The organism is Parabacteroides sp. AF19-14 (genome assembly GCF_003635485.1).
In the GTDB taxonomy this organism is placed as follows: Bacteria; Bacteroidota; Bacteroidia; order Bacteroidales; family Tannerellaceae; genus Parabacteroides; species Parabacteroides distasonis.
Window position 1 is genome coordinate 1 of the sequence record NZ_QTMJ01000020.1, and the last position, 18,089, is coordinate 18,089.

An 18,089-nucleotide genomic window follows, 5' to 3' on the forward strand; every position below is an offset into this window, starting at 1 on the left:
AAGCTGTATGCTTAATCCCCCAGGTTTATCGGGTGAGCCCAATAAACAACGATCAAAACAAGCAAAAGAAAAAAACTGGCATCTGATTATAACAAAAAAAGGGAGACTCTAAAAGAGTCTCCCTCGTGATCGGGCTGGGATTCGAACCCAGGACCCACAGCTTAGAAGGCTGTTGCTCTATCCAGCTGAGCTACCTGACCATCCTTATTTTCGTGGTGCAAAGGTAAGGATTTTTCTTTTCCTTGCAAACTTTTAGTACACTTTTTTACATATTGAATTTAGAATGGATAACCAACGGCAAAATGCAAGGCGAAATTATCCTTGAAATTAGGACGGGTTATCGCCCAACGCCTAGACTTTTTCTCCTGAGGATTATAAGCCTTGAAGCCTGTATCTAAACGTAGTAGAAAGAAATCAAAGTCCAAACGAAGTCCCAAACCATAGGAAACAGCGATCTCCTTGTAAAAACGAGAGAAATCAAAGTTTCCAGCCTTATAGCGTTCATCTGATACATTCCGGGTCCATATGTTTCCGGCATCTATGTAAGCCGCCAATTCAAACTTCCAAAAAAGTTTCGTTCGATATTCCAAGTTCAAATCCAAGCGGATATCCCCCGATTGAAGAGCGAAAGAAGTCGTGCTGTCAACTTCCATACTACCCGGACCTAACTCTCGTACAGACCATCCCCGGACACTATTCGCTCCCCCCGAGAAATAAGCACGCTCAAAAGGTAAATAGTTTGAGTTACCATAAGCCATCCCCACTCCCACTCCTATATGGAAAGCTAACTTGTTACGACTGTCAAGCACGATTCCTTTACTAAAATCGAAATCCAATTTCACATATTGCGCATATTCCGTACCAAACAACTCATAATAACCGTCATCATTTTTCTTCGCCCCCGTAAGATGCGAAAAGGCACTCAACAAATTCCCTGCGACCTCGACCGACGCACGTAGGGAATGCGTGTTTCTCAAACGATTCTGGGGAGAATAATTACTGAAGGAATAAGTATATCCCGAACTCATGATAAAATGGTTCGTATAGTTATACAACACCATATAATCCGGCAAGCTATTGATAAAGTCCATATTCTTATCCGGCAAATACACATAATTCAAGTCTACAAGCTTAAAGGTATGGCGTGCCTGTGTATTGCCCCGATCTTGCCAAATATAACTCCAACCACCAGATAGAATCGCCCTCGTATACTCCGGACGTTTTTGCAGGTTGTAACTTATTTTCGCTTCAGTTGACGCACGTAGCCGCCTACGAAAATCCGAACTCAAGAATGGGAACAAGAAACGAGGAAACAGCAAGGACCCTTCCGCACCTAACTCCCAGTAATTACCAAAGCCATTCGCCTTATTTCCGGATAACGCCTCGTAAGCCCCTCTCACCCTCGCCGAGAATAGCTCCGATCCTCGGAAGATATTCCTATGCTGATAATTCAAGCTGGAGGCAAACCCATAATCACCCGCCGAGTTAGTACCTTCCAAATCCACTCCCACCGTATTTATCTTCGCAGGAGAAGTGAGAATGTAACAATCCAACTTCATCGTATCCCGCTCCTCTACTTCCGTAAAACGTATATTTACATTCCTCAAAGCCCTTAGAGAAGCGAACGCTGAATAGGTCTGCTCTATATTCTTCTCACTAAATAATTGCCCCGGACGAATATAAGTACTCCTCCGGAGCACGCTCGGACGGATACTCTTCCCGTTCCGGCCATATACGATATTCACCCCTGCGCTGAGCATCGTATCTGTAGCCATGAAACTAGCGTCCTCTCCTACCCCCATCGGATTATAATCGGTTAAGACCGTTACATCCTTAATATAATACTGACGATGCGGCTGATCCTCTACCGACCCATTGGGCAACACCTTCCGATAAGGTTTCATGGACATATCAAGATCCACGACATTTTGGTTAAAAGAACTATCAGCGATATATCCTAAATAATCCCGATTAAAACCATAATACCCGTTCCAGCGAAGTAAGGTCGTAATACGCTCCCGCTCCTTGTCCAATATATCCCGGTCAAATAAAGTTCCTTCCTTAACTAATTGGTTATACTCTTCCTGTGAGGACCGGAACGCAGAAGCTAAGGGAGAGCGGCGAGGCGCTTTCAGATGTGCCAAACTATCAATTTTCGGATCGGGGAACTTCATCGTGTAATTGCGTATCCTATATGGATCGTTCGCCTTTATATGGTAAGTTACAACCGCTTTCTTATGGCGTGTCGTATCGATCGTCGTTGATACATCCGCATGGACATACCCTTTATTAATGTAAAAACGCTCTAGTTCCATGGCGGACTGTTCCACCAACATCGTATCCAGCACCACGGGAGGCTCACCAATCCTACGTAACTGTTTATTGATCCATTTCTTCTCATTCTTACCAGACCAATCATAGACAAACAACTGCCACTTCATCAGACCAAACACCTTGAAGTTTGGTTGCTGCCTAAGATAAGATTTTAAATCCGCAGACTTATAATCCTTGTTATCCGACACGATCTCCACCTTATCCAGCAAATATTCCCCATCCGGCACAAACTTGGTCGTACTACAAGAGGCTAGCAGTAGTACGATACAGATAAAATAGCATATACGTAGAGATCGATTCATCATTCCAAGCTTTTTACGATCGCGAATGTACTGGAATTTAAAGAATTTACCGTACTTTTGTTTTGTAAAAAGAACTAAGATGCTAAGCAAGACCAAAGTCAAATACATCCGTTCTCTGGAATTAAAGAAATTCCGGAATGAAAATAATGTTTTTGTAGCCGAAGGAAATAAATTGGTAGCCGATATGTTACCGGCCTTTGAATGTGAGTTATTAATAGCCAAGCCATCTTGGATGGCTACACAAGGCGATATTCCGGCCAAGGAGTTATTGGTAGCGGAAGAAGATGATATTCGTAAAGCCAGTTTCCTGAAAAATCCCCAAGATGTACTCGCAATCTTTAAACGCCCCAATTGGGATATAACGGAAATAACGCCGGAAAAGGAGCTTGTTCTCGCATTAGACGGAATCCAAGATCCGGGCAACTTAGGTACGATCATCCGGTTAGCGGACTGGTTCGGTATTTCCCATATCGTATGCAGCAAAGATACCGCCGATGTTTTCAGTCCAAAAACCGTACAAGCCACTATGGGTGCGCTCGCCCACGTAAAAATACATTACACCGATCTGGAAACGTTCTTACAGGCCCAATCTGCCCAAGCCATACCTTTATACGGCACCTTCCTTGGCGGAGAAAACTTATATGAGAAAACCTTATCCGGAAACGGTATCTTGATAATGGGTAATGAAGGAAATGGAATACGTCCCGCCATCGAGGCTTTTGTAAACGAAAAATTGTATATCCCGAACTATCCGGAAGGAAGAGACACCTCAGAGTCTCTCAATGTGGCCATCGCTACAGCCGTGGTCTGTGCCGAGTTTCGCAGACGCCAAGGGAATCCCGCTTAAACGATATATATGGACTGAACAACCCGGCGTAATCTTTTCAGTTAACACCGGCCAAGATCCCATCACCTGCTTAAAACCAATCGCCGGTTCCGAGGAAAGAACCGGCACCAGCACTCCATCATAAAAAGCGGTTCCAGCTATCTCCTCATTCAACGGGTAAACACCATGAAACACACCATTATCATCCAGTTCGATATAATGCATACGATAAACCTGCTTACACCAAACGTAATGAGCGGCAATTCTTCTCATAAGTACAATAAACAAATAGAGAGATTACTTAATAGAATCCTTAGGTAATTCGGCAAGCTCCTTACCATAGTTATATTTCATCAAGCTTAAGCTATCTATATACACCTTATAATAAGTCGTATCCATATTATCCATACGGATATATCCAAACACACGCTTTACTTTCTTAGTTGGTATAGTCTTCAAGATCGTCTCGTGATATCCATCTTTCGTGATCTTACTATTCACCGTCAAGGTCGTATCACCTTGGTCCGCACTTAAACGTACCTCCGGCTTATAAGCCATTTTGTTATTCAATCCCCAGACACGCATGCCCAGCACGAAACTACTGCCCGAGGAATAATTCGTTTCCGGACGTATATCGAAAGTCACCCCATTAAATACAGAGGTAGGAGACAAGACCAGATAAGAACGGCGAGGCCAAATATCCACAGAATCCCGGTTCGATACCGGCGCAGCGTCCGCCTGCACATCCCCTAAGTTATTGATCCGTTTATTAAGATCGGCCAAGACCCGGTTGTAGACCTCCATATAAATATCCAAGTTACGGCCGTACCACACCAACGAGCTATCATACACCGCTTGTGTAATATCATGCTTACGGAATACAGACTCATACAAGGCAAGCTTCATGGTATCGGATTTATAAGTATTATAATCCACATTTACCATGGCCTCAGCCAGCAACATATCCGTCAAGACACCCTGCATCTTTTTCTCCGACAGAATACCATCCGGAACCTTACTACATGCCGCCAGCAACGTCGTGGCTAATAAAGCCATACCATATATCCGTAATTTTCTCCGCATTTATTTCTCTTCTTTCGAAAGGCTAGCCGACAAAGTATGCCGATAAAATATTAACAAAAGGAAAACTCCCACGCAAATCGCCGAGTCCGCCAAATTAAAGATCGGACGGAAGAAAACGAACTCCTGTCCACCCCAGATCGGAACCCAATCAGGGAATACGGTCTCTATCAATGGGAAATAGAACATATCCACCACCTTACCATGCAGCCAAGAGGCATAACCACCTCCCTCCGGCATAAAAGTAGCGAGTTGCCCGAAACTATGGTCGAAGATCACGCCATAGAATATCGAGTCGATTATATTTCCCACCGCCCCCGCGAAAACCAAAGATATACAGGCAATAAAACCGAATTTATAATTTTCTTTAACCAGCTTATACAAATAATATCCGATAAACAATACAGCCACGATACGGAATACGGAAAGGAATAATTTCCCAATCACCTCTATACCGAATGCCATACCCGGATTCTCGGTAAAATAGAGATAAAACCACGGAGTTATCTCTATACTCTCATGCAACTGCATGTGGGTCTTAATCCATATTTTCAGCGCTTGGTCAAGAAGAAGGAGCAGTATTATGATTAACACTGCTCCCCAACCTTTAGAATATCTCATTTACTTTGCACCTCCTTGTTTTGCTTCGATACTTAAAGTCGCATGAGGCACGGCACGTAGCCTTTCTTTCGGGATCAATTTACCAGTCTCCCGGCAAATACCGTAGGTCTTATTCTCGATACGGATCAAAGCGGCCTGCAAATTCTGGATGAATTTCATCTGGCGTTGCGCCAAACGGCCCGCCTCTTCCTTCGATAACGTAGAAGCACCTTCCTCCAGCACCTTGAATGTAGGAGACGTATCAGCCACGTCGTTACCGTCGGAATTCGTAACCCCTGATCGCAAAAGCTCGTAATCCCTCTTCGCGATTTCCAGTTTCTCTAATATAATAGCGCGGAACTCCTCGAGCTCAGCGTCTGAATATCTTGTCTTCTCTGCCATGGTTCTAAAAAAAATTTAGGTTCAACAATCGTTCAAATATCAATCAAAAAGAAGAATTAAGAATGAATATAAAATCATATTATTTCTTCTTTGCATGCAAAGATAATATAATTATCGATTTTCCTATATTTCATTCCTAATTCTTCCGCAAGAAATGCTATTCTATTTTTAAGCTTTCTCGATCTTTACGGACAATTTAAAGTCCTCGAAATCGAGTTCCGTAGCGTCGCTGATCGCATTATCCATGATTTCGATAGATTCCGCCAATACTTGGTTAGCGATATAATCCTTATAATCATGGATCGCCTCATCCATCTCCTCGCAAGAAAGAATGGATACATGGATCTTATCCGTTATATCGAAACCGCTGCTCTTACGCAAGTTTTGGATACGATTCACCAACTCACGGGCCAGCCCCTCCTTACGCAAATCCTCGGTTACGGTAATATCCAAAGCGACTGTCAAGCGACCTTCATTAGCGACCAACCAACCCGGGATATCCTCAGAGATGATCTCTACATCCGTACGCTCCAAAACGGCCTCCTGTCCATCTACCATCAAGGTAAACGTTCCGGCTTTCTCGAAAGCGTTGATATCTTCTTGGCTCATCGATTGAATCGTGGCGGCCAACGCCTTCATGATCTTTCCGTAGCGCGGGCCCAACTTCTTAAAGTCCGGTTTGATCTTCTTCACCAAGATACCTGCCGTATTATCCACGAACTTCAGCTCCTTCACGTTCACCTCGTTCAAGATCAGGTTCTTCACGGCCTCGATACTCTCTTGTTGATGAGCATCTACAACCGGAATCATTACCGTATGCAACGGCTGGCGAACCTTGATATTCACCTTGCGGCGAAGAGCCAATACCATAGAAGAAACATCTTGAGCCATTTGCATACGCTCTTCCAAATTCTTGTCGATCTTAGACTCATCGTAAACCGGGAAATCGGACAAGTGTACGGACTCAACGTTCTCACGTCCCGTAACAGCGACCAAGTCTAAGAATAACTGATCGGCATAGAACGGAGCGATCGGAGCCATCAACTTAGCCACTGTCTCCAAGCAAGTATATAAAGTCTGGTAAGCGGACAACTTATCCTCCGTCATACCACCACCCCAGAAACGGCGGCGGTTCAAACGCACATACCAGTTACTCAAGTTATCATTTACGAAATCAGAGATAGCACGTCCGGCACGAGTCGGCTCGTAAGCCTCCAAGTAGCCATCCACATCCTTCACCAAGCTGTTCAACAGAGAAAGGATCCAACGGTCAATCTCCGGACGCTTGCTCCATTCCACATCCGGATCGGAGTAGTCGAAGCCATCCACGTTCGCGTACAAAGCAAAGAATGAATACGTATTATATAATGTACCAAAGAACTTACGGCGAACTTCCTCGATACCATCGATATCAAACTTAATATTATCCCATGGTGAAGCGTTCGTGATCATGTACCAACGCAACGGGTCCGAACCATACTTCTCGATCGTAGAGAATGGATCAACAGCGTTGCCCAAGCGCTTAGACATCTTGTTTCCGTTCTTATCCAATACCAGACCGTTAGACACGACAGCCTTGTAAGCCACGCTATCAAAGATCATGGTGCCCAGAGCATGCAGGGTAAAGAACCAACCGCGTGTCTGGTCAACACCCTCAGCGATAAAGTCAGCCGGATAGATCTGACGATTATCGAACTCCTTCAAGTTCTCGAACGGATAGTGGATCTGGGCATAAGGCATAGCGCCGGAATCGAACCATACATCGATCAAGTCTGTCTCACGCTTCATCGGCTTGCCGGAAGCGGAAACCAAGATAATATCATCCACATACGGACGGTGCAAATCGATCTTCTCGTAGTTCTCCTTCGTATAATCTCCCGGAGCGAAGTCCTTATAAGGGTTAGACTCCATAAAGCCGGCCTTCACCGATTTCTCGATCTCGCCGAACAGCTCTACCACGGAACCGATACACTTCTCCTCGCTACCATCTTCCGTACGCCAGATCGGTAACGGAGTACCCCAATAACGACTGCGGCTCAAGTTCCAGTCTTGCAAGTTCTCCAGCCATTTGCCGAAACGTCCCGTACCCGTGCTCTGCGGTTTCCAGTTGATCGTATTGTTCAACTCGATCATGCGCTCACGGCAAGCGGTCGTGCGGATAAACCAGCTATCCAACGGATAATACAATACCGGTTTATCGGTACGCCAGCAATGCGGGTAATTGTGGACATGCTTCTCGATCTTGAACACCCTGTTCTGGGCCTTCAGCATCATGCAGATCTCAATATCCAATGTCTCATCTTTATCCGTCTTCGTATCATCGTAAGCGTTCTTCACGAATTTTCCTTGCCATGGATCATAATCAGAGGCGTTCATACAATTTTGTACAAACTCCGGAGCCAAGTCTTCCAGCTTATAGAACTTACCGGTCATATCCACCATAGGGCGCATATTTCCATCCTTATCCTGCATCATCAAAGGAGGAACCCCGAATGTTTTCGCCACACGGTTATCGTCCGCACCAAACGTCGGCGCGATATGTACGATACCCGTACCATCCTCTGTCGTAACGAAATCACCCGTGATCACACGGAATGCACCTTCACCCGGATTTACCCATGGGATCAATTGCTCATATTTCATACCGGCCAACTCGGAACCCTTCCACTCACCTACTACGCTGAAAGGAACCAGCTTGTCACCCGGTTTGTAATCAGACAAAGAAAGCTCAGCGGCTTTCGGATTGAAATAAGCAGACAATAAATCTTTCGCTATAACAGCAGTCATCGGGATACCCGTGTAAGGATTATAAGTCTGTACAGCCAGATAAGTAATATTCGGGCCTACGCAAAGCGCCGTATTGGAAGGCAACGTCCAAGGAGTCGTTGTCCATGCCAAGAAATAAGGATCGCCGAATTGTGCCATCTCCGGTTTCGGGTCCAATATATGGAACTGTGCCGTACAAGTCGTATCCTTCACGTCACGATAACAGCCTGGTTGGTTCAACTCGTGCGTGCTCAAGCCCGTACCCGCAGCGGGAGAATACGGTTGGATCGTATAGCCTTTATATAAAAGACCTTTCTTATAAAGCTCTTTCAATAGATACCACAAGGTCTCGATATAGCGGTTATCATACGTGATATACGGATTCTCCATATCCACCCAATAACCCATCTTCTGCGTCAGATCCTCCCACTCTTTCGTGAACTTCATCACGTCCTTACGGCAAGCGGCGTTATACTCAGCGACAGAAATCTTCTTACCGATATCTTCCTTCGTGATGCCCAAAGCCTTCTCCACGCCCAACTCGACAGGCAGACCGTGTGTATCCCAACCCGCCTTACGATTCACCAAGAATCCCTTCATGGTTTTATAGCGGCAGAAAATATCCTTAATCGAACGGGCGATAACATGGTGAATACCCGGCATACCGTTTGCGGATGGAGGACCCTCGTAGAATACGAATGTAGGATGTCCCTCTCTTGTTTCAAGACTCTTATGGAAGATGTCTCCATCCTTCCATTTCTTCAGCACCTCTTTATTTACGTTCGACAAGTCAAACTTAGAATATTCGGTAAATTTCTTACTCATATCGCGATGTATTTATCTTGCTTCTAAAAAATTGCCGCAAAGTTAGTGATTTCTTTCGAATTAGACAATATGGAATTTTCATTAATGAAAGCACAGGTTTCTTCTGCGTGAAACAAATTTTAGTTAAAGCAGAAAAGTAACAGTATCTGATAAAATCCTATTAGGAAACCTACCGGCTCTCTCCTACTTTTGCCCCTGAATTTAAATCTAACACCTACTAATAAAATGAACATTAAGAGTAAATTCGGTTATTTATGTTGCGCCTTCCTATTGACCACTAGTTTATGGGCACAAGACGTATTGATTTCCACGAGGAATACCTCATTATTGCTAGACGCACCTGTCGGCGGAGAGGTAAGATTCATCTACTATGGAGACAAGTTATCCACTTCCGATGCGGCTACCTTGCTCGAGACCGAGCAGAAAACATTTTCCGCTTATCCGGTCTACGGCTTGAATTGCCCCTCCGAAAGCGCATTGTCCGTTACCCATGGCGACGGGAATATGACCCTTCAACTGGAAGTCATAAAAGTAGATACACGAAAAGAGCAAACAGCAGATATCACAACGATCCGATTAAAAGATAAAGTGTATCCTTTTTATATGAATCTCTGTTACAGAACCTATCCGGACGCCGATATCATCGAGACTTGGACAGAGATCACGCATGAGGAGAAAAAAGCGATCACCCTCAATCGTTTCGCTTCCGCTTATCTGCCGATCCAGAAAGGAGACGTATGGGTTTCCCACTTATACGGCTCATGGGCAAACGAGGCTCAATTGGCACAAGAACCGTTACGACCGGGCATCAAGATGATAAAAAACAAGGATGGTATCCGCAACTCCCATACCGCCCACGCCGAAGTGATGATCTCCCTAGACGGAAAACCAAAGGAAAACACCGGTTCCGTTATTGGCGTCGCCCTATGCTATAGCGGTAACTACAAATTATTCTTCGATACGGATGATAGCGACCATCACCATTTCTTCGCGGGAATAAACGAGGAGAACTCGGCTTACACCCTCAAAGCCAAAGAAAGTTTCCGGACGCCGGAATTGGCGCTGACTTACAGTAAGGACGGCTTAAGCGGAAGCAGCCGAAATTTCCACGCATGGGCACGCAAACATAAGATAGCGAATGGAGCGACCGCCCGGAAAATCTTACTAAACAGTTGGGAAGGTGTATATTTCGATATCAATCAAGAAGGTATGGACCAAATGATGAGTGATATCCAGTCTATGGGCGGCGAGTTGTTCGTCATGGACGACGGCTGGTTTGGCGATAAATATCCTCGTAATAAAGATAACTCGTCCTTAGGGGATTGGATGGTTGATGCCCGAAAACTACCAAGAGGCATCGAGGGCCTGATCGCCGACGCCAACAAGCATGGTATTAAATTCGGTATCTGGATCGAACCGGAAATGGCCAACACGACAAGTGAATTGTACGAGAAGCATCCGGAATGGGTATTGAAAGCTCCAAACAGGGAAATCGTCCTGGGGCGTGGCGGTACACAGGTCGTTCTTGATCTCTCCAATCCCGAGGTGCAAGACTTCATATTCGGTATCGTCGACAACTTGATGACAACATACCCGGAGATCGATTATATCAAATGGGACGCCAATATGAGCATCCTGAACCATGGCTCCCAATATCTGCCTTCGGATCAGCAAAGCCATATGTATATCGAATATCACGAAGGATTCAAGAAAGTCTGTGAGCGTATCCGAGCCAAATACCCGGATTTAACCCTACAGGCTTGCGCCAGTGGTGGAGGCCGGGCAAATTACGGTGTCATGCCTTACTTCGATGAGTTTTGGGTAAGCGACAATACCGATGCCTTACAGCGTATCTATATGCAATGGGGTACTTCTTATTTTTTCCCGGCTATCGCCATGGCCTCACATATCAGCGCCGCCCCCAACCATCAAACATTCCGGGTCATTCCCCTGAAATATCGGATCGACGTAGCGATGAGCGGCCGTTTGGGCATGGAGATCCAACCCAAGAATATGACAGAAGAAGAGAAAACACTTTGCCGCAAGGCGATCGCCGATTATAAGACGATCCGTCCCGTCGTGCAATTCGGCGATATCTACCGTCTGGTTTCTCCGTACGATCGTTTGGGAGTAGCTTCCTTGATGTACACCTCACCGGAGAAAGACAAAGCCGTATTTTATTGGTGGAAGACCGAGCATTTCGTCAACCAACATTTACCCCGTGTAAAGATGAACGGATTATCCCCAGACAAGAAATACAGAGTCTGCGAACTGAACCGGATCGACAACGAGCCTCTGGCCTTCGAGGGTAAAGCTTTCACCGGGGAATATCTCATGGCGAACGGACTGGAAATCCCTTATAATCACATTGTCGATTATCACAAGCAGAATGATTACTCGAGCCGAGTGCTTTATTTGGAGGAAGTTAAATGATGAATAAATCATTCTCCTTCCAAAGCGATCAATAAAGCGATCACCTCCGAATAATTAGCGGTTCCAGTAGGTATCTTATTGCCTTTCAGGAAAAGATTATAGACCACGTCTTGCGCCTCGCCGATCAACGGGCTGTATAGGGATTGCCAATAGGCGACTTTCTCGTTATACAAGTCCTTGATCTCGGGGCGTAATCTTTTCTTCCATGCCTCAAAAGCGTCCTTATCCAAAGCCACATATGCGTTGCTCAGCACATAAGGCAGCAAAGAGAAGTAGCCTGAGAACCGGATTTCCGGCACGGAAGAACCCGTGCATATCAAATAACTGTATAGATTAGCCTCGGCCTCGTTGGATATACTAAGCACATGAGCCATCTCATGGGCGTAGGTGGCAGGATATTGCACGGGCAAGAGCTGGCCGTTCAAATTGAACTCCGTGAAAAACGGCCCCATATATCCCATCACCCCTACTCCACTCATCAGCCGGGAGAGCAGCATCGTTTTAGGATGAAGATAGGCTCCGGGAGTGGTAAGGCCGAAACGAGTAGGCAATTTTCGATACCCGTCTAGCACCGCCTCTTTCACGACCTCCCGATCGATCGTCTCTATCGGAACCCATGAGGCGTTCAAGGAATCCGTGTAGGCATCCAAGAAAAACTGGAAATGTTCCGAGGAAAAAGGCACATAAGTGGTTCGCGTACGAGTGAAAAAATCTTCCCGGAAATAATTCAATCCCCAAGCGATATAGAACCAGACATACACCCATGCCAGATATTCCACGATATGCCTGAATGTCCTCCCGAGCCTCCGCTTCCTTATAAGCGCATATGACAAATACCCTAATAACCCGGTGATACTACCATAAATAAAACAATCGCCTACGGAAAAAGGGAACAAGCAGGAGAAACGAGATAGCATACCCGATACCCATGGATAAATCGAACGGGAATACCATTCGCCTAATCCGGGATTTCCCATCACGATCCATACAGAGATGAGAAGGATCGCCAATATAATCCAACGAACACGTATCTTTTTTAGATATTCAAGCTTAATCATAGGAGGCAAATATATCATATCCTTTTCAGTCCACACAGTTTTATTATTAAAAAAGAACTAACGCTCCACAACTACAGAACATACAGACAGCACAAAGCATATAAACTAACATTTGCATCCTGTTATTTCCATTTATCTTTAAGGAAAGATGCAAAAAACGTTTTCGTCTATATAATATAGCTTGGTCAAATACTAAACCGGAACATTGCAACACATCCAACAGTTTTTCCGGCCCATCGGCAACATAGCAATCTGCTGCTTCTCCTTTCAAGTGTTGGCTGGTAACGACCCCGCCAGCAAGACGATTTACCTTCTCATTCCGATATCCACTCAATATAGCAATCGGTGCCCCATACAATAGACGTAATGGTTCCAATAAACCAACTGCCAAATTTTGAAGCGCTAGACATGCACAAGGAGGAGGCTGATTATTTATCGCATTGTCCACGGCAATATCACTATAAGTAAACTCATCCAAACAAAAATGCTCTGTTAACCTTTTATCATGTCTTTCCATAATTTTCAATTTTCAATTATTAATTTTCAATTTATAAGAGTAGTCCACCCCAAAAAGGGCCCCGGCAAACGTACTGATCTCACCGAAAGCCACCAGTACACTGTTATCGATCAATCCTTGCGGATCAATCCAGAATCCGCTGAAGAGAAGTGTGATCCCGCTCATTGAGAGCAGGATCGCAACAATTAATTGAACCGTCAAACGCCTCATAGCTCTTAGATTTCATCCGGACTTTCACTATCACTCCCGTTTCCACCCGTATCTTCTTCATTTGGAAGCACAGTCTTCTCAAAACTTGTCCGGCTCTTGGCTACCCGTAGCGCCTTGCCCGGGTAGAACCGTACTTTCGGCTCCCGAATCAAGTTCGTTGAAAACGTCTTCTCATCCGGCACCCCCGACGATCCGAAACAAAAGCGGAAAAGTCCCAGCTCACCTACACTGACACGCCTGCCATGCTGTAAATGACGGACCAACACCACATTCATACGATCCAAAACCGCCTTCACGCTAGCGCTACCTACACCAGAGCTATCCGCCACCTCCTCCGCAAATTCATCGAAAGTAACTAGATCTCCATACACCATTTGAGCGTATACCTTTTCAGGAATAGATTCGTGATCCTCACCTAGATTCTTTCTCATTACCAATTTAAATTTCAATGCCATAACTATACGTTTTTAATGAATAAATGAATGTAACCATGCTTCGAACACATGACAAAGGTATAATAGCCACAAAGCCTGACTTCGATGACGCAAAACAGTTAACGACCTAGCAGCCAACACACACATTCCCAAATCAACGAAAAACACACCAAATTTCATCGACTTCAATCCACGTACATTTAACATTTATCAATAAAGAATCACATCTCATCCGTTATTTCCCTCTTCCCCGCCAGTTCCAAAATATCACTTGGTAATATATTCAATGCGCTCAAACGGCTAGCCAAGGATTTCGGCAAGACCTCCGAATTAGGATCCGATAAACTCCGGACGGAAAACGCCATACATAAACAAGCCGCCAAATGAGAATAAGGCAAACGCCCATCCCGATCCGTAAACTCCACCAGCTTCGCCATCCGCAAAAACAAGTCCGGTCGATGCAACTCATAACGGGCATTCTTCCACGGCGTATGCCTTGTCAAATACCACACCATCAAGTTCTCCCCTCGCTCCCCATCCAAATAACCATCCACCAATCTCCGATATCCCATCGGCAACTCTTCATAATGCCCGAAAGCCAGCTTACAAAACCCCAGCAAATGCCTTTCTCTATCTTCCGCCGACAATCCGGCCAGACGCACACTAAACAACTCAACGGTAGGCCAACCCCGAAATTCGCCTAATAGTCCCTTCAAATCTTTCATAAGATTTTTCATTTCCACGATCACAGGGGGAATATTTATCCCTGCGCCGCAGAAGGCCGAATCCCACATTTATATATGGATCATCAAGGCATACATAAAAACAGAACCGGCCTCCTTACCTCCCCGAAGGGAGAAAGAAGACCGGTACAAAATCTTTATTCTATATCGATTCTACAGTCTATTCTATCATCTACACATTCATCATCGCACCTTTGTGGTTCTCATTTCTTGCAAACACTTCCATGGAAGTTCCTCTTTCTTTTTTGGCGTTATACCGATAAGCATATCGGCGATATGTACTCCCATGATTGACACCATGGGAGTTGAAGACATAGAAGAGGAGATATCTTAAAAATCGACTCCACATAAACAAAAGTAAACCGCCAATAGTGCTTTCCTAATTAATTTATGGCAATCACGCAACACCTTTGTTGGTACTCTAATTAGAGCATGCACCAATGTATAGGCTCTTTTGTTGCACCTACCTAATTTTATGTTAAAAACATTGAATTTAACCATTAGTACATACCAACTCTATATTCTGGGGTATGAGATTAACAAAGTCCTTACAATCATTAAAAATATTTTTAAAATATTCACCAAGGAAATCCCAAGCTCACTTCCCCCGCTGCCTCACAGTACTGATTACACCATGATATGCAGCTGCCATTTCTATACCTTCGTCACGACCAAAGTGTAACATACTGTTACATTGCATAGTAAGTGATCATCAGACTCTTTCTTCAAGAATAAGATTCTCTTCATTATAATCACGTTCCTTTCTAAAGAAGAAATCCAAACTGTCCGTAAAGACCAAGGCTCTCTTTTCACCTCCTTGATCATACGCTTTAACATATTAGCCCGGACATGTGACAGGCACAGTTGATGTTCAGCCTCCTTAAATGTACGGATTTCAACCCATCTCCTATGAAAACATCTTAACCATTTTTCAAACAGGTTATACGGTACCTTATTTCTAAAACAGAAGGATCGGATGGAATCCTTGTTCGTGACCGCTTCGAATTTGTAGCGGAGGAAAAAAATTTCAGAATTGTTATTGCTCTACATATTAATTGGGTTTTAATTACAGCAACAAAGATCTATATTTCTGTTGAATGATGCTATACGTCATTTTTGGACGCTAACCTTAATTTAGATTAATCCCTTCTATATACATCTCGTGTATATACCTTATTTTTCACATCATCCAATTCCACATCATATCGATTGGCTATAATAGCCGCACTACGTTTTTTAAAGAGATCCAAATCATTAACAACTTCTGACCCAAAGAATGTAGTATTATCCGACAAGGCTGGTTCATAAACAATCACAGTAGCTCCTTTTGCTTTCACTCGTTTCATTATTCCTTGAATAGAAGATTGTCTAAAATTATCAGAATTAGACTTCATCGTCAATCGATAAACACCGATCGTAACAGGATGTTCCCGTACACTACTCCATTCATTCTCTTCCCCGTAAGCATAATAACCCGCCATACGAAGTACTTGATCTGCTATAAAGTCTTTCCTAGTCCGGTTACTCTCCACAATCGCTTCTATCAAATTTTCGGGTACATCCGCATAATTAGCGAGTAATTGTTTTGTATCTTTCGGCAGACAATACCCCCCATAGCCAAAAGAAGGATTATTATAGTGATTACCGATACGAGGATCCAAACACACACCATTTATGATCGATTGAGTATCCAACCCCTTCATTTCCGCATACGTATCCAACTCATTAAAATAAGAAACACGTAGTGCAAGATATGTATTTGCGAATAGTTTTACGGCCTCAGCTTCTGTCAACCCCATAAATAAGGTATCTATATTTTCTTTTATAGCACCTTCTTGCAACAGTTCAGCAAAAATATGAGCGGCATCTACCAATTCCGGATCAGACAAATCCGTACCCACGATGATCCGGCTAGGATACAAATTATCATACAAAGCCTTAGACTCTCTCAAGAACTCCGGACTAAAAAGAATACGCTTTGTATGAAACCGCTCACGTACGGAAATCGTATAACCAACAGGTATCGTACTTTTAATGACCATAAAAGCATTTGGATTAAAACGAAGCACCTGCTCTATCACAGCCTCAACAGCGGACGTATCAAAGAAATTTCGCTGGCTATCATAATTTGTCGGAGCCGCTATCACCACAAAATCAGCGTCCTTATAAGCCATCTCCGCATCTAGCGTAGCTTTCAAATTCAATTTATGACTAGCCAAATACTCTTCTATGTAATCATCTTGAATCGGTGATTTTTTATTATTGATCAAATCTACCTTCTCAGGAACTATGTCTATGGCTACCACCTCATGATGCTGTGATAACAAAGTGGCAATTGATAAACCAACGTAACCGGTACCGGCTACGGCTATTTTGTATTGTTTGTTGACTATATAGCTCATTTTATAATTATTTTTCAACGATTTCCATACATTTCTACATAGTAATCTTGGTATTCACCATTAATAATATTTTCACACCATTCATGCTTCTCCAAGTACCATCTCACAGTCCTCTCGATACCCTCCTCGAATTGCAAGCTAGGCTCCCAGCCGAGTTCCTTTTGCAACTTTGTTGAGTCGATGGCATAGCGTACGTCATGGCCTAAACGGTCAGTCACGTAGGTGATAAGATCCATATCCTCACCCTCTTTACGTCCTAACAGACTATCCACCGTATTGATCACCACCTTGATGATATCGATATTCTTCCACTCGTTGAAGCCACCGATATTGTAGGTCTCGGCGATCTTTCCGTTGTGGAAAATCAAGTCTATCGCACGGGCATGATCCTCCACGAACAGCCAGTCGCGCACGTTCTCGCCCTTGCCATAGACCGGTAGCGGCTTGCGGTGACGGATGTTGTTGATGAATAGGGGTATCAGTTTCTCCGGGAATTGATAGGGGCCATAGTTGTTTGAGCAATTTGTCACGATGGTCGGCATGCCGTAAGTATCGTGATAGGCACGTACAAAATGGTCTGAACTTGCCTTACTCGCTGAATAGGGCGAATGAGGATTGTATTTCGTTGTCTCATAGAAGAAATCATCTCCGTATGCCAAGTGATGCTCACCGGAGGAAGCCGCTGTCATGAACGGGGGCTCGATTCCTTCCGGATGGTTCATCGTCAACGCTCCATACACCTCATCGGTAGAGATATGATAGAAGCGTTTACCCTCATACTTCTCCGGCAGGCTTTCCCAATACAACTTAGCGGCTTGGAGCAAAGCCAAAGTACCCATCACATTGGTCCGGGCGAATGTAAACGGATCCTTGATACTTCGGTCTACATGGCTCTCGGCCGCCAAATGGATGATACCATCGATCTGCTCATCCCGCATCAATTGATAGAACGCCTCAAAGTCGCAAATGTCCATCCTCACAAACTTATAGTTTGGTTTGTCCTCCACATCCTTTAGGTTTGCCAAGTTGCCGGCGTAGGTCAGCTTGTCCAAATTAATGATGTTATATCCCGGATATTTGTTTACAAACAGACGTACAACGTGAGAGCCGATGAAGCCCGCACCACCGGTGATTACTATATTTCGTTTTGCCATGAT

At 44.3% G+C, this 18,089-nt stretch carries 14 protein-coding genes and 1 tRNA gene; 2 read left to right on the top strand and 13 right to left on the bottom strand.

From position 1 onward, the window contains the following. Positions 1-126: 126 nt before the first annotated feature. Positions 127-200 (bottom strand) — tRNA-Arg (locus tag DWX33_RS17110). A gap of 78 nt (positions 201-278) precedes the next feature. After that, complete coding sequence (locus tag DWX33_RS17115; RefSeq protein ID WP_005865267.1) at positions 279-2,639, bottom strand: BamA/TamA family outer membrane protein; 2,361 nt, start codon at positions 2,637-2,639, stop codon at positions 279-281. 76 nt (positions 2,640-2,715) lie between these two features. On the opposite strand from DWX33_RS17115, the gene DWX33_RS17120 reads away from it, so the two are divergent. Then, positions 2,716-3,483, top strand: a complete 768-nt coding sequence (locus DWX33_RS17120; RefSeq protein WP_005855539.1) for an RNA methyltransferase — start codon at positions 2,716-2,718, stop codon at positions 3,481-3,483. 276 nt (positions 3,484-3,759) lie between these two features. On the opposite strand, the gene DWX33_RS17130 is transcribed toward DWX33_RS17120, so the two are convergent. From DWX33_RS17130 to ileS, 4 genes are all read right to left on the bottom strand, one after another. Beyond that, on the bottom strand, positions 3,760-4,545 hold the full coding sequence (locus tag DWX33_RS17130) for a DUF4296 domain-containing protein (protein WP_008771662.1): 786 nt from the start codon (positions 4,543-4,545) through the stop codon (positions 3,760-3,762). Then, on the bottom strand, positions 4,546-5,163 hold the full coding sequence (locus DWX33_RS17135; protein ID WP_005865261.1) for a lipoprotein signal peptidase: 618 nt from the start codon (positions 5,161-5,163) through the stop codon (positions 4,546-4,548). It lies immediately after the preceding gene. Next, positions 5,164-5,544, bottom strand: coding sequence for a TraR/DksA C4-type zinc finger protein (locus DWX33_RS17140; RefSeq protein WP_005855535.1), 381 nt, complete (start codon positions 5,542-5,544; stop codon positions 5,164-5,166). Between the two features lie 168 nt (positions 5,545-5,712). Next, complete coding sequence (ileS, locus tag DWX33_RS17145) at positions 5,713-9,135, bottom strand: isoleucine--tRNA ligase (RefSeq protein WP_005865260.1); 3,423 nt, start codon at positions 9,133-9,135, stop codon at positions 5,713-5,715. A 225-nt stretch (positions 9,136-9,360) separates the two neighbouring features. Here ileS and DWX33_RS17150 point away from each other — a divergent pair, with 225 nt between their 5' ends. Continuing rightward, complete coding sequence (locus DWX33_RS17150) at positions 9,361-11,568, top strand: alpha-galactosidase (RefSeq protein ID WP_122380743.1); 2,208 nt, start codon at positions 9,361-9,363, stop codon at positions 11,566-11,568. 8 nt (positions 11,569-11,576) lie between these two features. On the opposite strand, the gene DWX33_RS17155 is transcribed toward DWX33_RS17150, so the two are convergent. The 7 genes from DWX33_RS17155 to DWX33_RS17185 form a co-directional block, all read right to left on the bottom strand. Beyond that, positions 11,577-12,626, bottom strand: coding sequence for a DUF3810 domain-containing protein (locus DWX33_RS17155; protein ID WP_122380755.1), 1,050 nt, complete (start codon positions 12,624-12,626; stop codon positions 11,577-11,579). 46 nt (positions 12,627-12,672) lie between these two features. Then, on the bottom strand, positions 12,673-13,143 hold the full coding sequence (locus DWX33_RS17160) for a D-Ala-D-Ala carboxypeptidase family metallohydrolase (RefSeq protein ID WP_122380744.1): 471 nt from the start codon (positions 13,141-13,143) through the stop codon (positions 12,673-12,675). A 12-nt stretch (positions 13,144-13,155) separates the two neighbouring features. Further along, positions 13,156-13,353, bottom strand: a complete 198-nt coding sequence (locus DWX33_RS17165; RefSeq protein WP_005855528.1) for a hypothetical protein — start codon at positions 13,351-13,353, stop codon at positions 13,156-13,158. Positions 13,354-13,358: 5 nt separating this feature from the next. After that, positions 13,359-13,808: an HU family DNA-binding protein gene (locus DWX33_RS17170; RefSeq protein ID WP_005865250.1), complete on the bottom strand. Its 450-nt coding sequence runs from the start codon at positions 13,806-13,808 to the stop codon at positions 13,359-13,361. Positions 13,809-14,008: 200 nt separating this feature from the next. Then, the gene (locus DWX33_RS17175) at positions 14,009-14,512 is read right to left on the bottom strand and encodes a hypothetical protein (RefSeq protein ID WP_008778517.1); all 504 of its coding nucleotides are present in this window, start codon (positions 14,510-14,512) and stop codon (positions 14,009-14,011) included. A 1,157-nt stretch (positions 14,513-15,669) separates the two neighbouring features. Next, complete coding sequence (locus DWX33_RS17180; protein ID WP_005865246.1) at positions 15,670-16,932, bottom strand: nucleotide sugar dehydrogenase; 1,263 nt, start codon at positions 16,930-16,932, stop codon at positions 15,670-15,672. Between the two features lie 14 nt (positions 16,933-16,946). Then, positions 16,947-18,086, bottom strand: a complete 1,140-nt coding sequence (locus DWX33_RS17185) for a dTDP-glucose 4,6-dehydratase (protein ID WP_005865244.1) — start codon at positions 18,084-18,086, stop codon at positions 16,947-16,949. Positions 18,087-18,089 lie beyond the last annotated feature (3 nt).